At 60.8% G+C, this 18,499-nt stretch carries 22 protein-coding genes; 10 read left to right on the forward strand and 12 right to left on the reverse strand.

From position 1 onward, the window contains the following. Positions 1 to 422 precede the first annotated feature (422 nt). A complete protein-coding gene (locus tag ASF72_RS15065) occupies positions 423 to 887 on the reverse strand; it encodes a hypothetical protein (RefSeq protein ID WP_050687183.1) in 465 nt (154 codons plus the stop codon). 202 nt (positions 888 to 1,089) lie between these two features. On the opposite strand from ASF72_RS15065, the gene ASF72_RS15070 reads away from it, so the two are divergent. From ASF72_RS15070 to ASF72_RS20095, 3 genes are all read left to right on the forward strand, one after another. After that, positions 1,090 to 1,398, forward strand: coding sequence for a hypothetical protein (locus tag ASF72_RS15070; protein ID WP_056600270.1), 309 nt, complete (start codon positions 1,090 to 1,092; stop codon positions 1,396 to 1,398). Positions 1,399 to 1,577: 179 nt separating this feature from the next. Further along, complete coding sequence (locus tag ASF72_RS15075) at positions 1,578 to 2,573, forward strand: hypothetical protein (RefSeq protein ID WP_157371000.1); 996 nt, start codon at positions 1,578 to 1,580, stop codon at positions 2,571 to 2,573. A gap of 626 nt (positions 2,574 to 3,199) precedes the next feature. After that, the gene (locus ASF72_RS20095) at positions 3,200 to 3,853 is read left to right on the forward strand and encodes a hypothetical protein (RefSeq protein WP_235504743.1); all 654 of its coding nucleotides are present in this window, start codon (positions 3,200 to 3,202) and stop codon (positions 3,851 to 3,853) included. Positions 3,854 to 4,872: 1,019 nt separating this feature from the next. On the opposite strand, the gene ASF72_RS15085 is transcribed toward ASF72_RS20095, so the two are convergent. The 3 genes from ASF72_RS15085 to ASF72_RS20380 all read right to left on the reverse strand — a co-directional run bounded on the left by ASF72_RS15085 (position 4,873) and on the right by ASF72_RS20380 (position 6,088). Then, on the reverse strand, positions 4,873 to 5,406 hold the full coding sequence (locus ASF72_RS15085) for a helicase associated domain-containing protein (RefSeq protein ID WP_056600281.1): 534 nt from the start codon (positions 5,404 to 5,406) through the stop codon (positions 4,873 to 4,875). A 220-nt stretch (positions 5,407 to 5,626) separates the two neighbouring features. After that, a complete protein-coding gene (locus tag ASF72_RS15090; RefSeq protein ID WP_157371001.1) occupies positions 5,627 to 5,827 on the reverse strand; it encodes a hypothetical protein in 201 nt (66 codons plus the stop codon). Between the two features lie 42 nt (positions 5,828 to 5,869). After that, entirely contained in the window at positions 5,870 to 6,088 is a 219-nt protein-coding gene (locus tag ASF72_RS20380; RefSeq protein WP_157371002.1) for a hypothetical protein, read from the reverse strand. 584 nt (positions 6,089 to 6,672) lie between these two features. Here ASF72_RS20380 and ASF72_RS20385 point away from each other — a divergent pair. Beyond that, positions 6,673 to 6,972 carry a hypothetical protein gene (locus ASF72_RS20385; RefSeq protein WP_157371003.1) on the forward strand — a complete coding sequence of 100 codons (300 nt, stop codon included), beginning with the start codon at positions 6,673 to 6,675 and terminating at the stop codon, positions 6,970 to 6,972. A gap of 50 nt (positions 6,973 to 7,022) precedes the next feature. Here ASF72_RS20385 and ASF72_RS21270 read toward each other — a convergent pair whose 3' ends face one another. From ASF72_RS21270 to ASF72_RS15120, 6 genes are all read right to left on the reverse strand, one after another. Continuing rightward, positions 7,023 to 7,112: a hypothetical protein gene (locus tag ASF72_RS21270; protein ID WP_432244581.1), complete on the reverse strand. Its 90-nt coding sequence runs from the start codon at positions 7,110 to 7,112 to the stop codon at positions 7,023 to 7,025. Positions 7,113 to 7,138: 26 nt separating this feature from the next. Then, on the reverse strand, positions 7,139 to 7,528 hold the full coding sequence (locus tag ASF72_RS21275; RefSeq protein WP_050687198.1) for an RCC1-like domain-containing protein: 390 nt from the start codon (positions 7,526 to 7,528) through the stop codon (positions 7,139 to 7,141). A gap of 575 nt (positions 7,529 to 8,103) precedes the next feature. Continuing rightward, complete coding sequence (locus ASF72_RS15105; RefSeq protein WP_056600285.1) at positions 8,104 to 9,186, reverse strand: Ig-like domain-containing protein; 1,083 nt, start codon at positions 9,184 to 9,186, stop codon at positions 8,104 to 8,106. A gap of 548 nt (positions 9,187 to 9,734) precedes the next feature. Further along, positions 9,735 to 10,010 carry a hypothetical protein gene (locus ASF72_RS15110; RefSeq protein WP_050687202.1) on the reverse strand — a complete coding sequence of 92 codons (276 nt, stop codon included), beginning with the start codon at positions 10,008 to 10,010 and terminating at the stop codon, positions 9,735 to 9,737. 36 nt (positions 10,011 to 10,046) lie between these two features. Next, positions 10,047 to 11,327 carry a Y-family DNA polymerase gene (locus ASF72_RS15115; RefSeq protein WP_200933666.1) on the reverse strand — a complete coding sequence of 427 codons (1,281 nt, stop codon included), beginning with the start codon at positions 11,325 to 11,327 and terminating at the stop codon, positions 10,047 to 10,049. 29 nt (positions 11,328 to 11,356) lie between these two features. Continuing rightward, positions 11,357 to 11,788: a LexA family protein gene (locus ASF72_RS15120; protein ID WP_056600291.1), complete on the reverse strand. Its 432-nt coding sequence runs from the start codon at positions 11,786 to 11,788 to the stop codon at positions 11,357 to 11,359. A 284-nt stretch (positions 11,789 to 12,072) separates the two neighbouring features. Here ASF72_RS15120 and ASF72_RS20390 point away from each other — a divergent pair, with 284 nt between their 5' ends. Both ASF72_RS20390 and ASF72_RS15125 read left to right on the forward strand, forming a co-directional pair. Beyond that, the gene (locus tag ASF72_RS20390; RefSeq protein ID WP_157371004.1) at positions 12,073 to 12,306 is read left to right on the forward strand and encodes a hypothetical protein; all 234 of its coding nucleotides are present in this window, start codon (positions 12,073 to 12,075) and stop codon (positions 12,304 to 12,306) included. Between the two features lie 462 nt (positions 12,307 to 12,768). Continuing rightward, positions 12,769 to 13,491 (forward strand): hypothetical protein, encoded by a 723-nt coding sequence (locus ASF72_RS15125; protein ID WP_157371005.1) that lies wholly within the window; start codon positions 12,769 to 12,771, stop codon positions 13,489 to 13,491. A 179-nt stretch (positions 13,492 to 13,670) separates the two neighbouring features. Here the strand turns inward: ASF72_RS15125 and ASF72_RS15130 are convergent, their stop codons facing one another. Continuing rightward, complete coding sequence (locus ASF72_RS15130; RefSeq protein ID WP_082484323.1) at positions 13,671 to 14,612, reverse strand: glycoside hydrolase family 43 protein; 942 nt, start codon at positions 14,610 to 14,612, stop codon at positions 13,671 to 13,673. A 381-nt stretch (positions 14,613 to 14,993) separates the two neighbouring features. On the opposite strand from ASF72_RS15130, the gene ASF72_RS15135 reads away from it, so the two are divergent. Beyond that, positions 14,994 to 15,530 carry a DUF3090 domain-containing protein gene (locus tag ASF72_RS15135; RefSeq protein WP_050687209.1) on the forward strand — a complete coding sequence of 179 codons (537 nt, stop codon included), beginning with the start codon at positions 14,994 to 14,996 and terminating at the stop codon, positions 15,528 to 15,530. Positions 15,531 to 15,588: 58 nt separating this feature from the next. Here the strand turns inward: ASF72_RS15135 and pcp are convergent, their stop codons facing one another. After that, the gene (pcp, locus tag ASF72_RS15140) at positions 15,589 to 16,230 is read right to left on the reverse strand and encodes a pyroglutamyl-peptidase I (protein WP_056600295.1); all 642 of its coding nucleotides are present in this window, start codon (positions 16,228 to 16,230) and stop codon (positions 15,589 to 15,591) included. Between the two features lie 52 nt (positions 16,231 to 16,282). On the opposite strand from pcp, the gene arr reads away from it, so the two are divergent. The 3 genes from arr to ASF72_RS15155 all read left to right on the forward strand — a co-directional run bounded on the left by arr (position 16,283) and on the right by ASF72_RS15155 (position 18,488). Then, positions 16,283 to 16,693 (forward strand): NAD(+)--rifampin ADP-ribosyltransferase, encoded by a 411-nt coding sequence (gene arr, locus ASF72_RS15145; RefSeq protein WP_050687211.1) that lies wholly within the window; start codon positions 16,283 to 16,285, stop codon positions 16,691 to 16,693. Between the two features lie 51 nt (positions 16,694 to 16,744). Next, a complete protein-coding gene (locus ASF72_RS15150) occupies positions 16,745 to 17,185 on the forward strand; it encodes a VOC family protein (RefSeq protein ID WP_050687213.1) in 441 nt (146 codons plus the stop codon). 106 nt (positions 17,186 to 17,291) lie between these two features. After that, positions 17,292 to 18,488: a type III polyketide synthase gene (locus ASF72_RS15155; protein ID WP_056600298.1), complete on the forward strand. Its 1,197-nt coding sequence runs from the start codon at positions 17,292 to 17,294 to the stop codon at positions 18,486 to 18,488. Positions 18,489 to 18,499 lie beyond the last annotated feature (11 nt).

Raw genomic sequence — 18,499 nt, forward strand, 5'->3', positions numbered from 1 at the left:
CCAACCTAAGAGGTCTTCACCCTTTCACGATGTAACCAACGTCCTGGCCGAGTACAGCTAGGCTTTGAGCAATAACCGGCGGATGAGTCGGAACGCAATTCACTGGTGCGTTAGCGGGGACTAGATGAAAAAAATTGAAGCGCCCCGAACCTGGGCCGTCTACGCAGGTATCGGGATCGTTCTCTGGGTGGTGTTTGGTGCAATCGATTTCGCTAACAACGGGGCTTCGTGGCGAACGATCGCGTATGCGCTGCTGGAAGCAGGGTCGATTTACCTCTTGTTTAGGGCGATTAGCACCTTGAAGCGCGAGAGAACCCAAGGGCGGTAGCCGCCCGCAGCGGTACCCTAGCCGGGCGCCATACCGTTCATTCCGGCTGTCTTGTATGGCTTGTGTTTCGAAGCGCAGAGGTTGAGCAAGTAAGTCAATCGAAGCTGTGGAGGTACTTGTCTACGTCCGCCCAGATTTCATCTTCGGTCCTTGGGGGGATGTAGTTGCTGGTGAGCTCGTCCCAAAGCTGCCATAGGACATACGCTTCCTCGGCGTCTCGATCGGCATACTCGACTGCTCGAAGGTATTGAACGGCATCTCGGAGGATTTGCCCCCTGGTTCGCTGGCCAGTTTTCCATGAGGCTAGTTCGTATGCCCAGATCAAAGGCCACTGCTTTTCAAGTGGAATGGCTTGGACTTCTAAGTCCTGCAGGGTTGCCGTCCACAAGTCACGGATGTCGTTGGGATCCTCGTTGTCGGCGCCGGCAAGTGTGCGAAGGTTCGCCGAATCCATGCCGTCCGCCAGCCACTGGGCGGCAATGTCAGGAAAGTCGTCGACGTCCAACAGCCCGGAAGTCATCAGGGCCATGGCCTGGTCAGGGGTCGGTTGAAGCTCCATTTGATCAGCCTTACATACGTACCGCACGATTCGAGCGCGTCACGCCATAGGGTCGGGGACGCATATATTGTGCCTTCTCTGCGACGGAGCGGCGCCCCGGTAGAGGATCCTTCACCGGACGCCGGCGCTACGAAACGGCCAAAGGCTCAAGAAAGAATCAGGGGTCCGCTTTTAGGCGAGGTTTCGTGCGTAACTGTTCCGTATGGACTGGGACGAAGCTGGCGGTAGTGGTGTTCTTGGCGCAGGTGCGGGGAATTTGGAGACGAAGGCGCCCCGGGACTTGTATACGTTCGCGCTTCCGGCTGGTGGGCAGTCCACTTACCCCGAAATTGGGAGGTGTCCCTATTACGGGAAATGGCACCTGATGTCCCAGGGCACGGTCGCGCAGATCGCGACTGGGCGATGCTGGGCCGGGGACAAACAGATCAACAACATTCCCGCAGGGCACTACACCCTGGATTTTCATGGCATCAAAGAGGCTTTGGGCACCTACTCCTTCGAGATCCGATGAAGATTGAATCCAGTGGTCTGAGCGTCAGTGAAAAGATGATTTTGCGTGAATGGAGGCGGTGTGGGACGGTCCACCTGCGTTTACGCTCAGACTTATCGGTAGATCAGGCTGCTTCATGTTTACGAAAATCCAGGTTGGAGCTCGCACTACCCGGTCTTGGGGAAATGGGCCTCGGGGGAGTGGCCGCAACCTCCCAGGGGCCGGTGCTGATCGTTCATGATGTACCTGACCGCAAGGAGGCTTTGGAACTGGTGCGCAGGATCGCCGATAACTTGCGTGAGCAGGGAGTTGTCGGCCGGTTGATTTCCTGTGGGTTCCAAAAGTCTCCCGTCGACAGCCCGGATCGGTTCTTCCCTGCAGTAGCGGCAGGGATCAGTCTGCGGGGAAAGCCGGCATTTGTTCCCCCTGTTCCGGATGTCGGCCGTGCGCGGGCGGAATATCGCTGGGAGGTCGATCCCGTGGTGCTGGAGGCGGTTTTTGACTATGCCCTTCGCTGGTGCAACGTCCCGTCCGGGAAGTACTTCGTCAACTCTGGGCTGACGCAGTTTAAGTGCGAGCAGGAAGAGTGCCGGGATCTTCTGTTGGCGGCCTACGGGGCCATCCCCACGGCCGCACTGACTTGCGCGGCGGGACCCAATGAGGCACGCCGCGTCGCCATCACTCGCGACGGTTTCCTCAGTTTGGAGTGGCGCCTTCGACCCAGCGCTTGGAAGGAAGGTCTCGCCGAGCTGACGGGGGTGCTGGAGGCGATGGCCGACTATGCGCAGTACGGACTGGTCAAGAGAATCAACATGCCTGGGTATTCCTGGCAGGATCTAATTGACCTCGACTGGCCGGTCAGGCCCCATCTGCGAACATCGTCCATGTGGGGGCAAGAGCTCATGACCGAGCTCATTCCTGATGCCTTCGCGGTTCAGCTCCTCAGCAGCACCCACGTGCTTCCGGACCTCAACGGACAGTGGGACTCCAGACCAGTTGGCCGCTCCTCGGCGCTTCTCACCCACACCGACCTGTCAACCTGGTTTGACGGGCGCCATCCCCGTCAGGAAACTCTTGAAACGGCACGCGACAGCCTGTCCGCGCTCTTCATGAATGATGCGATGCTCCGGGACAAAAAGGCAGACTTCTTCGGAGAACACCTCAGGACGCCGGCTCACACGCTATTCGGGCACTGAACTTGAGCCACTTGGGCGAGCTTATGTCCATTTGTACTAACTCCAGACTGACGTCAGGGCGAGATTTCCCGCATGCGTGACTGTCGGCGGTAAACCACGCCTTTTCACGGTCCTATCGGATGCGCGGAGTAGCCCGCAAGGGGATCCTTTACGGGACATCACAGGGGCGTTTTCGGTAGATTTTTAGCTGTCCCGCTTCCACCTTCACAAAAGGGGATACAGGTGGAATGCTGAGGGCACCTGCCCAGCCTTCCACGGCAGTGGACAGTGGGGACAAGCGAATGCAACGAAGCCAGCCGCGGTTGTGGCGTTCCGGTGTTCCTCTTTTATTTGTTGGGATGCTGCTGACATCGTGCGGTGACATGAGAATAGGAGGGCCAGGCAGCGCCGAGCCTGTCTCCATCGAATCCCCAGCGTTAACCAACCCAACTCCGCATTCCAGCAGCACTTCCCCGCCCGAAGAATCATGCGCGGCGTTCCTACCGTCGGCCCCGTGCACGGACTACACGGCCATCTCAGCCACCGGCAACAATCGAGACCTTCCATGGGCAGCTGCCGGCGTGAGCGCGCAGCTGGCTGCCGTACCTGGGGCACTTTGGCTTGCTGTATCAACCCAATGCGGACCCATGAGCGGCCCAGTGACCATCACTGGTACCACCCTGACCGTCGGGGACATCGCAATCGGCGCGAGCGGTTGCACTGGCGATTCCGGCGAGCAGCAGCAGTGGGTATTAAATTTCCTGCAGCGCCCGATTGAACAGACCTTCAGCAACGGGACTCTCACCTGGAAGAGCGACAGTGACACACTCAACTTCAGAAATTCTCCAGGCGAACCGGGAACGGCCGAGCCCACGATAACCTCCACCGGTTCAATCTCTGGTCCTCCTGGCAGCCCAATTTCAGGCGGCGGGCCGGTGTCGTGCGTTGACTGGGTCCGGTTCGAGACCCCTCAGGACTTATACGACAACGCCGGCGCGGTGCTCGTTGGAAGGTCCGTCGGCCGGGCCGGCGAAACCAGCATTTATGGTTCCAAGGCAGCGACCCATCTTGTTGAAGTCGAGCAGATACTCAAGGGGGATACCGGAGACGGGAACCTCCACATTTCCTCCATGCCCCCGACCTGCACTGGAAGCGATTCTTACCCCGACGGGGATCCCCTCGATTCCAATCAGAGAGTCATCATTTTCGCCGCCAAGCAGGGCGGCGAGTGGTTCACTCTAACCCCCGCACAAGGAGTCTCTCCCTTCCCGCCTAACGCCCAGCTTCCCTTTCACCAGTAAGCCCAGCCGTTGCCGATCAACTCCATGCGTTCTCATAGTTACCGCTAAAGGATCCTTTACGGGGCCCTGCGTTGTCATTGAGAGTGCTTGTCCCATGTTTCGGGCTCCGGGCGCAGCACGTTTAGGCCGAGTAATTTCAATCGTCTGAAGCGACAATGACGTGAAGGATGCAATACCTGAAAGCGGGCACCTAAGCAGTCACTCAGCGGACCCCCCATATCTTGCGACATACTGTTCTCGTTGGCCGCTATCCAACAACACAGAAGAAGGGAGTGCACGGGTCCATACCCGTTCACTCCCTTCGCTGGCTACGGCCCGGGGGGATTAGTCCTTACTAGACCCCATTAACCAGTCCGAAAATTGATAGTCCCAGGCCGAAAAGAGCAAGCGATGAGCCCGTGATTCTGATGAGGAAAAGCTGTCGTTTTTGAAACCTGATTCGATCAGTATCTGTTGCGAGAAACGGGTGGGATCTGCCTGCGATCCTAGCTAGGCGTTTCGAAATTAGCCATCCGAAGATGCCGGCTGCCAGAACAACCAGGCCTGCGATCAGTACGGGCGTCATGGCATGTTCCCCCTAGTGCAGCTTGGAGTAATCAGTGAGATTCAACGAATGAGGGTTCTTCCCGTCGCTCATCGGAGACCCTGGTATCCGCCGAAGAACCTCACGAACTGCCTCGAACTGGAAGGCAGGCTTCCCCGCGGGTTCGAGATCTGACGGGATGCGTTCTACCGGCACTTCGGCGCCCTCGTGCGTGAGCGATCTCCTACTCATCGAATGACGCCCAACGTCGCTTAGGTAGAAGGCTGATTCAGCAGGAAAAGGACCAAACAGGTCGCAACGAGAACCAAACCAGCGACACTTGAGATGATAGTTCTTTTTCTGAACTCCGGTGATCGTCCACGGCGATCTGCCGTTTGCCAGAGAAAGTAGCTTATTCCGAACCCCACGAAGAAGATGCAGCCAGCAACCAGGTAGAGAAGTGCCATGTTCTTGTCCTAACTATTGCTTCAGATATCTACGCTTGCGGTCCGCGGTTGCTGTGTTTCCTGCCGGCCCGCCACCCTGGGAGTGTGGTGTCGAGCATTGCTGCTTTCCGTGGTTCGAGCTTTGAGGCGCGAGCGGTGATCCGTTGGCCATGGAGCCAGAGGCCGAGTTGGCGTTCGTATGGGTCGGTGGTCTTGTTGTGTCGGGGCCAGTCGTTGCCCTCGGCGCGGTAGGCGACGAGTGCTGCGAAGCGGGTGGCCCAGCGGGTTTCGTCCCGTTCCCGGGCCGTGGTCCCGCCAGCGGAGGGGAGCCGGCCCGTGCTGTGGAAGAAGGTAAGGATTTCTTGGAGGTTGGTGCGGCCGGCGGTGGTGGTCCTTGGTGTGCGGGGGAGTAGCTGTTGGTTTGCCTCAGCAAGGCCGGGGTCCTGCCGTTTAGCCAGGGCGAGGTGATATCGGACCGAGGAGCCGGCGACTCTGGCCAGGGTAGCGATCTTCCGGGCGGGTATGCCCTGTCTGTACATCTGGACCCATTCGGGGTTCGGCGCTTCACGCCGGCGCTCGGTCATTTCCTAGGCATCTTCCTCGCTGTGCTGATCGTCTCGGGGGCGTCGGGGCCTATTTTCGTCTGTTCATACGTTTATAGATGATGAACGCGAACAGACTGATGATGCGGAGACCGGGTCCGATGATCTCTGTCTGCATTGCATCGCGGAATGCTTCTCTACCCGAGATGGTGGCGAGCACTTCAGGCGCCCCTGCTTTCGTGGTCTTGTTTGCTGTCGCGGGTTACGGCTCTTTGTGGCCACGTTCCTGCGAATAGAGGTACAGGGCCCCGCATGCAGCTATCCCGAGTGCGAGGAAGAAGACGAGCCAGTTTTGTTGGCTGAGAGCAATGAACACGCCAATGATCATGAACACCAAGGCACTGACGCCGAAACCAGCAGCGATGAGACGGCTCCGGTCACGATTCGACTTTGGCAGCATCAAAACTCCTCCTTGAACGGATAGCGTGGCAGATGTTTCGGGGCCTCACCGTGGCGCATCACGGTGATCTCTTTCATTGACGTAGATGTATCCCGCTGCGGCGAGGGTCACTGCAGCTGGGATGAGAAGAACGAACCAGTTTGAGCTTTCAATGCCGACGTAGACGGCCAAAACCCAGGAAACGACGGCCATAACGCAGTAGCCAAGCCCGACTTTCCTCGCCCGGGACCGGTTGCTGTCTGGTTTGCCCTTGCCTGTGAACATGCGCCTCAATCTGTAGAGAGCCTGACGCTCATCATCCCGGAGAGTTCATGCCGGTGGAGCTTCCTTTCGTATTTCTTTCGCAATGTCTTGTAGGCGCCTCCGCTCGAATTTCTCGCCACGGCTGACCGGGAGGCCTAACCAGTCTCTGCACCGCACCGAACGGCCCACCCTGGCGCGAATTCACCGAGAACAGAGATCTCGACCTGGACTTCGAACTCCACTACTAACCGGTCCCTTGCCCACTACGCTGGGTGATGAGCGGATGTTTCACTGCTCTACGAAATCCCTCCGGCCTCAGGCTGGAGGGATTTCGTTTTTCGCTTCGGATCTACAAAGAATTCTGAGTCCTATTCAGTTGATCGTTCAGAGCTGGAAGGACGATTACCCGCGGCCGTCCTGGGCAGTACAGCCGGCTGGCACGAGCCTCCTGATCAATCGCCGGCGATCGCGGCAGACCTGATGGCCTTCCCCGTGTCTCATAAGTAAAGGGGGAGACCTCAACATAGGTCCGCGTCAGTATGACTGCCACGGCGCAAGTTTTGGAGCAAGCGCAGCAACTCTGACTGCTCGAAAAGCAACTGATCATGCTCCAGCGCTATACGCCGGTCTTCCGCGGCTATCTGTCTCGCATTCCGGCGATCCAGCGCGGAAATGACCAACGCAATTATCGCGGCTACGACGGCCGCGACCACGGCGGCAACCTGAACCCAGAGGGCTATTTCTTCTTTCGTCATGGCTCCACGGTATGTGGCGTCGCCTTGCTACGTGGCCTTGTAAGAAAAGGGGTCTCACTTAGAAGCTGGGAACCTGTCGGCGGCAGCACTCACAAACGACGTATTGTGAGAATTGATCTAATCGAGAACAAAGCTTTCCCTTTTTATTAGAGCTCAGCCCACGTGTATCGGCACACTCGAGTCTGTGGTGGTGCCGTCGCCTAGCCGTATTGACCGCGGTCGTTGTGACCCCAGGCCCATACGCCCCCATCAGTCTTTACCGCGTATCCCGATTCGTAGGCGGTGGTCATGTTCTCAACGCCCGCCAGCTGCGAGACTAGGACGGGAATGGTGGATAGATTGGGACTGAAGTTCCCGAGCTGGCCGTAGTCGTTACTGCCCACGCCCACACCGTTCCGTCAGTCTTCACCGCGTGGACCGAGAAAGAGTCGGCAACCACGTTTCTGACCCCGGTTAAACCCGTTACCTGGACCGACACGTAGGAGTCGGTGGTGGTGCCGTTCCCAAGTTGGCCAAAGAAGCTGTTCAGGCCCCAGGACCACACCGTCCCATCGGTCTTCACCGCGTAAGCAGAACAGTAAGGGCTGACGATACTCTGAACGACGGTTAGGCCCCTGACCTGCACCGGCACGAAGCAGAGATATTGCTCAGGAAGTACCAGCCGGATACCGAACTGCTGGACCTTTCTCAGATCCACAAAGCACACCTCGTTTTAACGTGTCGGCATACTCCTTCAGGAAATCAAATGACAGAGAAAAGTGCTTCCGAAGCAGCCGGCTCCTGTGCCGGTCTCGCAAAAGCAACGACTTATGCCGACTGCTGCAGCGCAAAAGAGGACTCCACTACCTCCCGTGGATCCTCACTCCGAAACACCGCTGTTGCTCATGACGAGGATCGAATCAATGACCTCCCGATAAGGGGCCGGTGCCGGCATAACCCCTCTGACAACCTCAACTTTGGAATGTTCGGAAACTGGCGCGACGATTGGGACAACACATTGCCCTGAGTGGCCACGACAGGTCACTCCAGCCCCAGCGCCGGCCGGCAGCCGTACCGCATCGCAAGCGACTTCTGACTGCTTTGACATCCCTGCTGTCTCCCGCAGGGCTGCATCGCCGGATCTCAGTGATGCGCGTCGACTCAGGTGTCAGTCACTCTCCAGGGCCGGCGGGTGTACATTCGATGCGCATATGCGGGCCTTTCATCAGACCGCAAGGAATCCCGGCCGGACGTTTGTCCGGCCGGCTGATCACATCAGCAGAACATCACCGGGCGCCGGCATCAGCTGCCGATGATGACCGTCCTTGCCGGAGTAAACACCGCCATATAGGAACTGGAGCCAAGGTACCTGGCCTGAAGGACGTGCTTCCCATACTTCAGCGTCGAATGCGTGTAGCCCGCTTTGCCGTTGACCAGCTTCACCGGCGACCCTACTTTGGTGTTCCAGTCGTAAAATTGCACCCATCCCGAAGGCGTGGCTCCGCCAACAACACCGGGTTTGATCACCGCTTGGACCGTAACAGCAGTCCCGGCCGGAATGTCACCGTGATGCGAGGAATGAAACTCGGTCTTCACCGCACCCAGTGCAGGCGTGACTGTGTAGGTCACCGGCGCGGACGTCGACCATCCGTAATTACCTAGCTGGTCCACGTACCTTACGGTGAACATGTGCTGTCCCGCGGGCAGGTTAGTGACGGTAAAGACGTACTGCCACCCCGCCCCTATGTAGTGGTAATCGACCTCAACGCCGTCGATCTCCAGGATGTATTCCCCAACGGGGCGTCCGGTGAGCGGACCGGAAGGCAGCGCCGTGGTCCGGGCCGTGATGGTGATGGGTAGGCCAGCGACGGACGATCCGGCCGGACTGACGGTGATAGCTGTTTGGGTTTTTGGTCCGCTGATGCCCTGTATAGCGAATCTGATGGTCTTGGGCGAAAAGTTGGCGTCGCCCGAATACGCCGCCTTGAAGTAATTCGCCCCCAGAGAAAGAGCGGGCGAGTCCATGAACGTCACGCCCAGGAACGGCTCATCGGTGTTTACATCGCCTACGCTCAGCACCTTGCCGGTGGTGTCGGACAGTAGGCTGACGGTGCCGGACGGGACTTTGGTGCTGGGTAATACGGAATCCACGCCGGCTACGACCTGCACCGGATTGTTCGCGAACGGCAAGCCAAATTCGTTTGCCGTCAGCGTGACCTCCGCCCGGCCCGTCGTGTAGGTGCCGGCCGTACCGGCAGCCTGCGCCGGCGCCGCGAAGCCCGCACACGCGATGATCGCGGCGGCCATCAATGACAGGACTGGGGAGATCCGATACCGCAGGCTGCGGGCTGCTGCTGGGACCGTGGACTTGGATGAGTTCTCCATGGGGTACCGACTCTCTTTTTCCGATGACATAACGTCACGGAAAGCCCCAGCACCTCCGCAGGCCTGGTGTGGCCAACACCCACAGAATAGGCCCGCTCCAGGGAATGCGATAGGTGTCCGGCTGCGCGAAGTCCGGGACTGGTCTGATTCCCCCCCTATATGGAGAAAATTCAGCAGGGCTCACCGTGGCTTCCATCTCAACCCCCGCTGAGGCCGGGGACAACGACCTCATGCGGCCAGGCGACCCGTCCTGCCAGGAATAATTCTGTCTTCGTTTCATCGTTGCTACCGGCCTTGGCAACGAAACTCTGACTCCTCGTTCGCGGCCCGCCACAGGAAGACCTCGGGGTCACAGACCAGCTGCGCACGGCGGCTGGGGCAGCGGCCCGGGACGCTGAGTAGCGGTGGTACCTAACGCACCGCAGTTCGCGAATTTCTCTGGTGCGTCCCCTGCCGGCCAAACCGTGGAAGTGGACCTTGGTGTCGACTGGCGCGCGGCCGAGCCCTGGACCGCCTGCCCATGCAGCACCGCCGCGGCCGTGGTGGGGTTAGGCGGCGTCATCGATGGAGGTCAGGATCCAGTGGTCGGTCATCGCTGGCTGGCGCAGCTGCATGGTCCGTAAGGGGGCGCCGCCGTGGAGTTGGACCTGGACTTGCCAGATGGTGACGTCAACAACGGCGGCGCCGGCGGGCACTCTTGTCTGGTTTTCCCACCAGGATTCGCGTTCGTACCGGCGCACAGGGTCCGCGGCGACGCCCCAGATGTGTCCGTCGTACCTCACCGCCAACGGGGTGCCGTCGAGGGTGAAGCGGACGTCGACCACGGGTGCTGTGCTGTGGGGTGTTCGGGGTGGGGGTGGTTAGCCGGCTTTGGCTAGGGGCAGTTCGTCCCAGTGGGTGGTGTATCGGGGGGAGAGCATGTCGCGTTTCATGGTCCAGTTCAGGCCTTGGCGGATCCCGCCGTGTCCGAGTCCGATGGATCCGCGGCCGTAGCGTTTGGTGACGTTTTCAAGGAGGGTGCCGATGTGGCGTTCCTCGTGCGGGTTCTCGAACAGGGAGAGGGGGGATTGGTTTCCGGAGGGGCGCAGGTCGGTGACCATGATCCCGGCTCTGGCGTAGCGGATGCCGTCGACAATTCTGGGCAGCAGCGCGTGGGCTGCCCTGGTGAGGAGGACCGGGTCCGCGGTCGGCATGGGCAGCGGTACACACACGGCGGGGTAGGAGGTGTCGTGGGGGTTGAAGTGGGAGGTCCCGGCGAACGCGGTGAGGACTTTGGCCTGTTGGTCGTGTTTGGCCAGCCGGGCTGCGGCTTGTTGTCCGTAGACGCTCATGACCTGCCGGACACCCGCTGCGGTGGTGATGGGTGTGGCGAACGAACGGGAGAAGATCAGTTTTTCCTTCCCGATACGTTCTTCTTCCATGGGGATACAGGGGCTGCCTTGGAGTTCCAGGACGGTGCGCATCATGACAACGGAGAACCGGTCCCTGATCATGACGGGGTTTGCGGCGGCGAGGTCGTGGATGGAGTGGATCCCCAGGGCGTTGAGGCGTCTGGTGAGTCTGGTGGCCACGCCCCAGATTTCGATGACGGGTAGGGATCGCATTAGCCGTTGCCGTTCCGCTGTGGGCACGGATTCCCAGTGGCAGACCCCGGCGAACCCCGGGTTGTTCTTCGCCCATTTGTTCGCCAGTTTCGCCAGGGTCTTCGTTGGTGCGATCCCGACACAGACCGGGACCCCGATATGGGCCCGGACGGCGTCTTTTATCTCCCGGCCCAGGGTGCGGAGGTGGGTGGGTTCGCCTTTGACGCCGAGGAAGGCTTCATCGATGCTGTAGACCTCGAGCCAGGCCGAGTACCGGCCCAGCAGCTCCATGACCCGTGAGCTGATGTCGCCGTAGAGCTCGTAGTTACTCGACAGTGCGATCAGCCCCCATTCCTTGGCGCGGGGGGCGATTTTGAACCACGGGTCACCCATGCCGATACCGAGGGCTTTGGCTTCGGGGGAGCGGGTGACTGCGCACCCGTCATTGTTCGAAAGCACGATCACGGGTTTGCCTTCCAGGGACGGATTGAACGCCCGTTCCGCGGAAGCGTAGAAGCAGTTCACATCCACATGGGCGATCTGCGGCATATGCCGCATCAACGCCGGCTTCGACACGGACCGGGCCCCTAGACGTGGTGAAGGCATCGGGTCGCGACACCCCAAATGGTCAGATCCGACAGGGCCGGGACTTCAATGTCGGGGTAGCGGGGGTTCTCAGACTGCAGGATCACTTTGCCGGCGGTGATCCGCAGCCGCTTGATCGTCAACTCCCCGTCCAGGACAGCGACAACAACGGACCCGTCCGTGGGCCGCAGGGCACGGTTGACGATGAGCTCATCCCCGTCGCTGATCCCCGCGCCCTCCATCGACTCCCCGGACACCCGCACCACATAGGTGCTGGTGACGTCCTTGATCAGGTGCGCATTCAAATCGATCCGCCCATCAAAATAGTCCTGCGCCGGCGACGGGAAACCCGCCGCGACCGGCACTGGAGAGAGTAACGCCGAAACCAACGACACGCCCGCGTCTATCACGCGGGGACCAACAACAACGCTCACAACACACCTTTATTCGAATATATGTTCGACTCTTTGAGTGTACGCCGGGACGCTGACATTCGGGGTGCCGACCGGGAGGGTTGAACCCACGGGGGACAGCTTTGAGCTGTTCGCAAGGGCTTCATCTGCCCGCCAATGGGCACTGCCGACCTATAGCAAGGTCCACGGCGCGGCAGGAACCCAGGAATCCCGATTCGACTGGCGACGTGGCGCGGACGTGCAGGCTTGGCGCCTGCAGGGCTGCTCTGCGACCCGTGCCCGCGTGGTTCTGCTAAGTTGGCCGGGTGAGGTTCTTTCCCTACCTGGTGGCCATCTTCCTGGCATTGGCCGTGGGGGTAGTGGCGTTTTTGGACGTGCCGCTTTGGTCGAAAGCCCTCGCCGTGGTCTGGATTGCATCCCCATGGGTTGTGAACGCGTTCCGGCTGAGACAAGGCAAGCGGATTGCTGCTGAGTTAGCTTCGCACTGTTCAAGCTCGGTGCAGGACCGGATTCTGCACGACTACCGTCAACGCAAATAGCACTCTGAATTAGCCCATGAGTCCCGTTGATGCCTGTACAAGCATCCCGGGCCCGGCAAAGGCTCAAGCCCTCCGGGCCTTTGTCGAAAACGGGGAAACGGAACCCAACTGACCGGCTGACCACATAGCGATCCCCGCATCTTCAGGATCCAGGTGGGTCAGAGAAAGAGTCCCGCACCAGCTGGTCGTTGGCCGGCACGCCCGTGGCGGATTTCCAGCCGGGGGAGTAGTGGGTGGAATGTAAAGCAGGTACTGATTACTGTGCCCGGTTTGCGATTGGGCCGCATAGCTTGGTGGGTATCGCGTCAGGCAAGCATTGGTACGGAGGGGGTTAAAACCTGCCCGGCCGCTCTTGTACGTGAGCAGCACGGCCGTACCAGTCCGGGACAGGAATCGACAGGATATGGCTCCGGGACATGCCCCGAAACTCGGGGCGGCCGGCGAACTGAAGGGGACCAGTCCATGCAAAGGCGCACGACATTCACAACCCTTATCCTGACCGCGCTCCTTGCCCTCGCGGGGTGTGGAACAGGCACCGGAACAGAGCCGGTAACCTCCGCTGCACCTGAACCATCCGCCAGCCCGGAACCCAGCCCTGCGAAGACCTACACGGATGCAGACCTCAGCTCCGTGATGGCCACCCTGAAGGACGCCCAGGGCCGCGACCTGACGGTGGTTCCCGCGGCGCAGATCGACCAGGGCATCATCAAAGCCAAAGAGCTCCTGAAAACAGCCGTGTTCTCCCCGCCGGAGTGCAAGGCCTTTTCCGATAGCAATGCCCAGGTCCCCGAAGGCAGCACCTACGCTGCCGGAACCACCGTGTCAGCGGAAGAAAAGACATCGATCGTGGTGACCGTCATTGCCCTCAAAAACGCCCAGGAAATGACCGATCAGCTGGAAGCTTCACAAAAAGCGGCCGCCGCGTGCAGCAACTTCACCATCGAACTTGGCGGACAGAAGATCACCACCGAAGTCCAGCAAATAGCCGCGAAAACCGCCGGAGACCAATCATTCGCCGCCCTGGGTAAGCAAACCCTTGCCACCGGGGAAGCCCAGACAACGCTGACCATGACAGGCATCAAAGGGACCCTGGCAGCCACGGCCGTGAAAGCCGGACCGGCAGTCACTCCGAACGACGCGCGGGAGCTGGCCCAACTCATCGACACCATCCTGGCCCACGGCTAACGAAACACCCTGCCACGAAGTCCACGGTATATGGCCCAGGGCACCGTCGCTGGACGCGGGTGATCATGGAAAAATGCGAGGATTCTTGTCTTACTTGACATAATGTAGATTATCGGCGCTTTAGAGGTCCCGGTGGAAGTGGTTCCGGCGCGCCGTGGAACGCGACTCACGAAACAACGTCATACAATCCGGACCCGGACGCCGTGGATCTCTACTTCGGCAAGTTTAACGCGTTCGTCAGGGGTGTCATTGGGCCAGTGGAAGACCAGATAGCTGTGTCCCGTGGAGGTGCTCAGAATCATGCCGTGGCCGCCGTTGCTGGACCACAGTGGCTGGTCATGCTGCATCCAGGGCCCAACGATGGTTCCACTTTCCGACTCGGCGATTCCCATGGCGTATCCTGTCTGTCCGTGGCTGGACCACAGCATCAGCAGCGATCCTTCGGGCGACCGGATGAGAAATGGACCATCTGTGAACATGGGGTCTTTGGCAAGGTTCAGCCCCGCCGGTGGTTCAACCCCGTCCGGAAACCGCAGCGGGCGGCTCCACCCTGCGGATGAGGCTGCGAACAACAGGATCGGCTCGCCGACGCCGGCCTTGAGGTCCTGCGACAGGCGGCGCGCATACATTTCGCCATCGGAGATCCCTGGCCTGCCAGCCGTCCCCTCAGCGCCGCGGCTGTAGACAAGCCAGCGGACAGCGTCTTCATCAACAAACAATGTCCCGTCGAGGCTTGGCTCCTGCTCCGGCGTAACCGGTCCCTCGCTCCATGGTGCGTAAGGACCTGTGGCGGTGTCGGAGACCAGAATCCCGACTCCGCGGGGCCGTTCGAGTGTCGAGGTGGCGAATGTAGCGAACATAAAGAATCGGCCGTCAAGGTGATGGACTTCCGGTGCCCAATACTGGCTGTCCGCCCAAAAGCCCTGCGGTGGGCGGAATGCGGGGAACGGACCGCTCCAGCGCTTGAGATCATCGCTTGTATAGCAGTCGAAGCCGGTCGCCGGCCCTCCCCAGACGTTTTCGTCAGTCGTCCCGAAAAGGACGAACTCACCCGGAACCGGCTCCAGGATAAACGGATCACGTATCCGGATTTCCTCAAGGCGGAGTTGTTCAACGGGCATCGGCATTCCTTTCCTCGGCTTACTGGTTCGCCTCATCCGGGCGCCCGGCCTGGTCCATACAATGCGACCAGTCTTGCTGTCTTGGCAGACCGCGTGGAGGCTCACTTTCGCCCAATGAAAACGTTTGCCTGCCTCTCCCCCGCCGGATTCACCGTGTGTCTGGGCCGGATCGGCTGCGGGTTGTTCGGAGTCCAGGGTAGAAGACGTCGATTGGGGCGGCGAGCCCCCGCCTTGACCTGGGTGCTGATATCGTCGGCGACGACTTCGAAATCGCCGTTTTCGACGGCGAGCTCCTCAGTACCGAACTCATCATTCGCATGTCGTGTGGCTGCTGACCGGCGCAGAAGCCACCGCGGAACCTTCTGTGCCTAAGATATTCACATGCCTACACGTGTTCACGAGTTTGCCTGGCCTGACCGGGTTGTCGTTGGCACCATCGGCCTCCCCGGGGCGCGCACGTTTTATCTGCAGGTGCGCGCCGGGACGCAGATCGTGACCATCGCCCTGGAAAAGCAGCAGTCAGCCCTGCTCGCCGAAAAGGTCGACGAAATCCTCGACCAACTCATCACCATCGACGGCAACCCGTTCAGCGTCCCCACGGGCACTCCCATCGAACTTGTCGACAACGATCAGCTCGAGCCCGTCCAGGAACAGTTCCGGACCGGCGCGATGAGCCTCGGGTGGGACCCCACGACGGCGCAGGTTGTCGTCGAGGCCTACCCGCTCACCGACGCCGATCCCGAGGATATCGACGACGCTGAGGAAACCGAAAAACTTCTGGTGCGGATGCCCGTAGGAACAGCCCGCGCGTTCGCCAAGCGCACGCGCGAAATCGTGGGTGCCGGGCGTCCGATGTGCCCGCTCTGCGGTTATCCCATGGACGCCGACGGGCATACCTGCACAGTTCCCGAAGGCTGACGCCGACGGCGCGCACCGGGAGGTCCTGCAATATAGGCAGCAGCCCGCAAAGCAAGGCTTAGTGGGTGGCGCCGGCTGACATTTCAACATCGGTTCGGGTGCGCAGGCTTGCGCGGACGACGGCGGCGATTCCGTTGGCTGCCGTTTCCACCGTCATCGACGGGGCGGCGCTGCCCGGCGGGACTTGTTCTGGAAGGTACGGAAGGTGGACAAAGCCGCCCCGGGCACCGGGCCTGTCCGCGAGGGCATGCATCAGGGCGTAAAAAATGTGGTTGCACACGTAAGTGCCTGCCGTCTGCGAGACCTCGCCGTCGATGCCCGCAAGGTTGAGATCCCGAAGCGCAGCCTTGATGGGAAGGGTGGAGAAGTATGCGGCCGGTCCGCCGGGGACAACTTCCTGATCAATGGGCCGCCCGCCCTTGTTATCCGGGATGCGGGCGTCATCGCAGTTGATGGCCACGCGTTCGAGGGACACCCGTCCCCTGCCGCCCGCCAGGCCTGCGCAGACCACCAGCTCCGGATCCAGGCGGGTAATGGCTTCCCGGAGGACCTCCGCCGATTCACCGAAGACGCAAGGCAGCTCCATCGCCTCCACCGCAAGGCCTTCGGCCCGAAGGATCGCCGCTGCCCGGCGCGCAGCCAGCCAGGATGGATTTACTTTCTCGGGTCCGAACGGCTCGAAGCCGGTAATCAGGATCATGGGTTCCACCCTAACCAGCCTGCCTCTCCCCCGGCATGCCTAGACTGAAAGCGTGAGCCAACCCCTGGATGAAGGACCGTTCTTTCACGGTACAAAAGCCGATCTCCGCGACGGCGATTTCCTCAGGGCCGGATTCCGGTCCAACTATCGTCCGGAGGTGGTGATGAACCATATCTATTTCACCGCCCTGAAGGACGGTGCCGGACTCGCCGCGGAACTCGCACCTGGCGACGGGGCCCCGCGCGTCTACGCCGTGGAGCCCACCGGGGCGTTCGAAAACGACCCCAACGTGACCGACAAAAAATTCCCGGGGAATCCCACCCGGTCGTTCCGCAGTGCAGAGCCGCTGCGGGTCATCGGCGAGGTCACTGACTGGACCCGACTGACGCCCGCTGCGCTGCTGGCCTGGCAGGAGCGGCTGGCGGTACTGCGCTCGGACCAAAGTGCCAAAATCATCAACTGACCAGGATCCTGCCCTTTCCAGGGCCCGGCCCGGCTGGGTAGCGTGCTGTGCATGGCCATCAAACTTGAAAACGTCGGCATTGCCGTTCGCGACATCGAAGCAACCATCGCCTTCTTCACCGACCTCGGTCTCACAGTGGTGGGCCGGGACACCGTCAGCGGAGAATGGGCCGATACCGCCGTGGGCCTCGACGGCAACCATGCCAAAATTGCGATGCTCCAGACACCCGATGGCCACGGCACCCTGGAGCTCTTCGAATACATCCATCCGGACGCCATCGAAACGGAGCCCACCCTCCCCAACGAGATCGGCATGCACCGCGTCGCGTTCTCCGTCGACAACATCGACGCTGCCCTGGAGATCGCCGCGAAGCACGGCTGCCGGCCACTGCGTGGAGTTGCCACTTACGGGGACGTCTACAAACTCTCCTACGTCCGGGGCCCCAGCGGAATCATCGTGATGCTCGCCGAGGCATTGAACACAAAAAACTGACGGCTGCGCCGAAGCAGGGCTGCTCACCGGCTCCCCCATTAATAGATTGTGCAGGTCAACGGCCCAAAGCATTGTCTTCTTCCGGAGGCTCGCCAAGAATGAACCAATGACGGTCTATGTGCGGGCACTCGAAACAGCAGTTCCAAAAACCACCCTGGTCCAGTCCGAGGCGCGTGACGTGTTCGCTGCCCAACCCGGCTTGACCCGGCTCGGATCGCGGCTGGTCAGCACGTGTTTCGACTCGGCCGCCATCGACACCCGCTACACCGCCGTGGATGAACTGACCAAGGACTTCCGCGCGGACGATCCGCAGTTCTTCGACCCGGCCACCGGGCTCCTGCTGAATCCCAGCACCAAGGTGCGCAATGAAATCTTCGGCCGGGAAGCCACCAAACTTTTTGTTGAAGCTGCCGCTGCAGCCCTCGGGGCCTGCCCTGACCTCAGCCCGGGCGACGTCACGCACCTCATCACGGTGTCCTGCACCGGCTTCTTCAACCCCGGCCCGGACTACAAAATCGTCCGGGAACTGGGACTGAACCCCTCTGTGCAGCGTTACCACCTCGGCTTTATGGGCTGTTATGCAGCTTTTCCCGCCCTCCGCGCCGCGAAGCTGTTCTGCGAGGCGGACCCGGGCGCCGTGGTGCTGGTGGTTTGTGCAGAACTCTGCTCGTTGCACGTCCGGACCTCCAACGACCCCGACACCATCATGGGGTCGGCGCTGTTCGCGGACGGAGCCGCTGCCGCCGTCGTGACCTCCCAACCTGCCCCGGACGGGACGGCGCTGCTGCAGCTGGACCACTTCGAGACGGTCCTGACGCCGGTGGGCGAGGACTCCATGGCGTGGAACATTGGTGACCACGGCTTCGAGATGGTTTTGGGCAACTACGTCCCGCACATCATCGATGACCACATCGTGGGGGCGCTCGAGCCGCTCCTGGCCCGCGATCCGGACCTGCTGCCGCTCCCCTACACCGCCATCCGGCACTGGGCCATCCATCCCGGCGGGCGGAGCATCCTGGACAAAGTCCAGTCCCGGCTGGGCCTGACGGACCAGCAGCTGGTGCCGGCCCGGGAAACCCTCCGCAACTACGGCAACATGAGCAGCGCCACCGTCCTGTTTGTCCTCAAGTACATTGTGGAACAGGAACCGGAGCCGGGCGATGAACGGATCTGTTCCATGGCTTTCGGGCCGGGCCTGACAGTGGAAACTGCCCTGTTCACCAAACTGCCGCGCACCTCCGCCGCGGCCGGCAGCGAAACCGTTTCCGGCCGAGTCTCGCTGCAGGAAGCGCCGGTGGCCTGACCCGGTGCGAC

Source organism: Arthrobacter sp. Leaf141 (assembly GCF_001424565.1).
Lineage (GTDB): Bacteria > Actinomycetota > Actinomycetes > Actinomycetales > Micrococcaceae > Arthrobacter.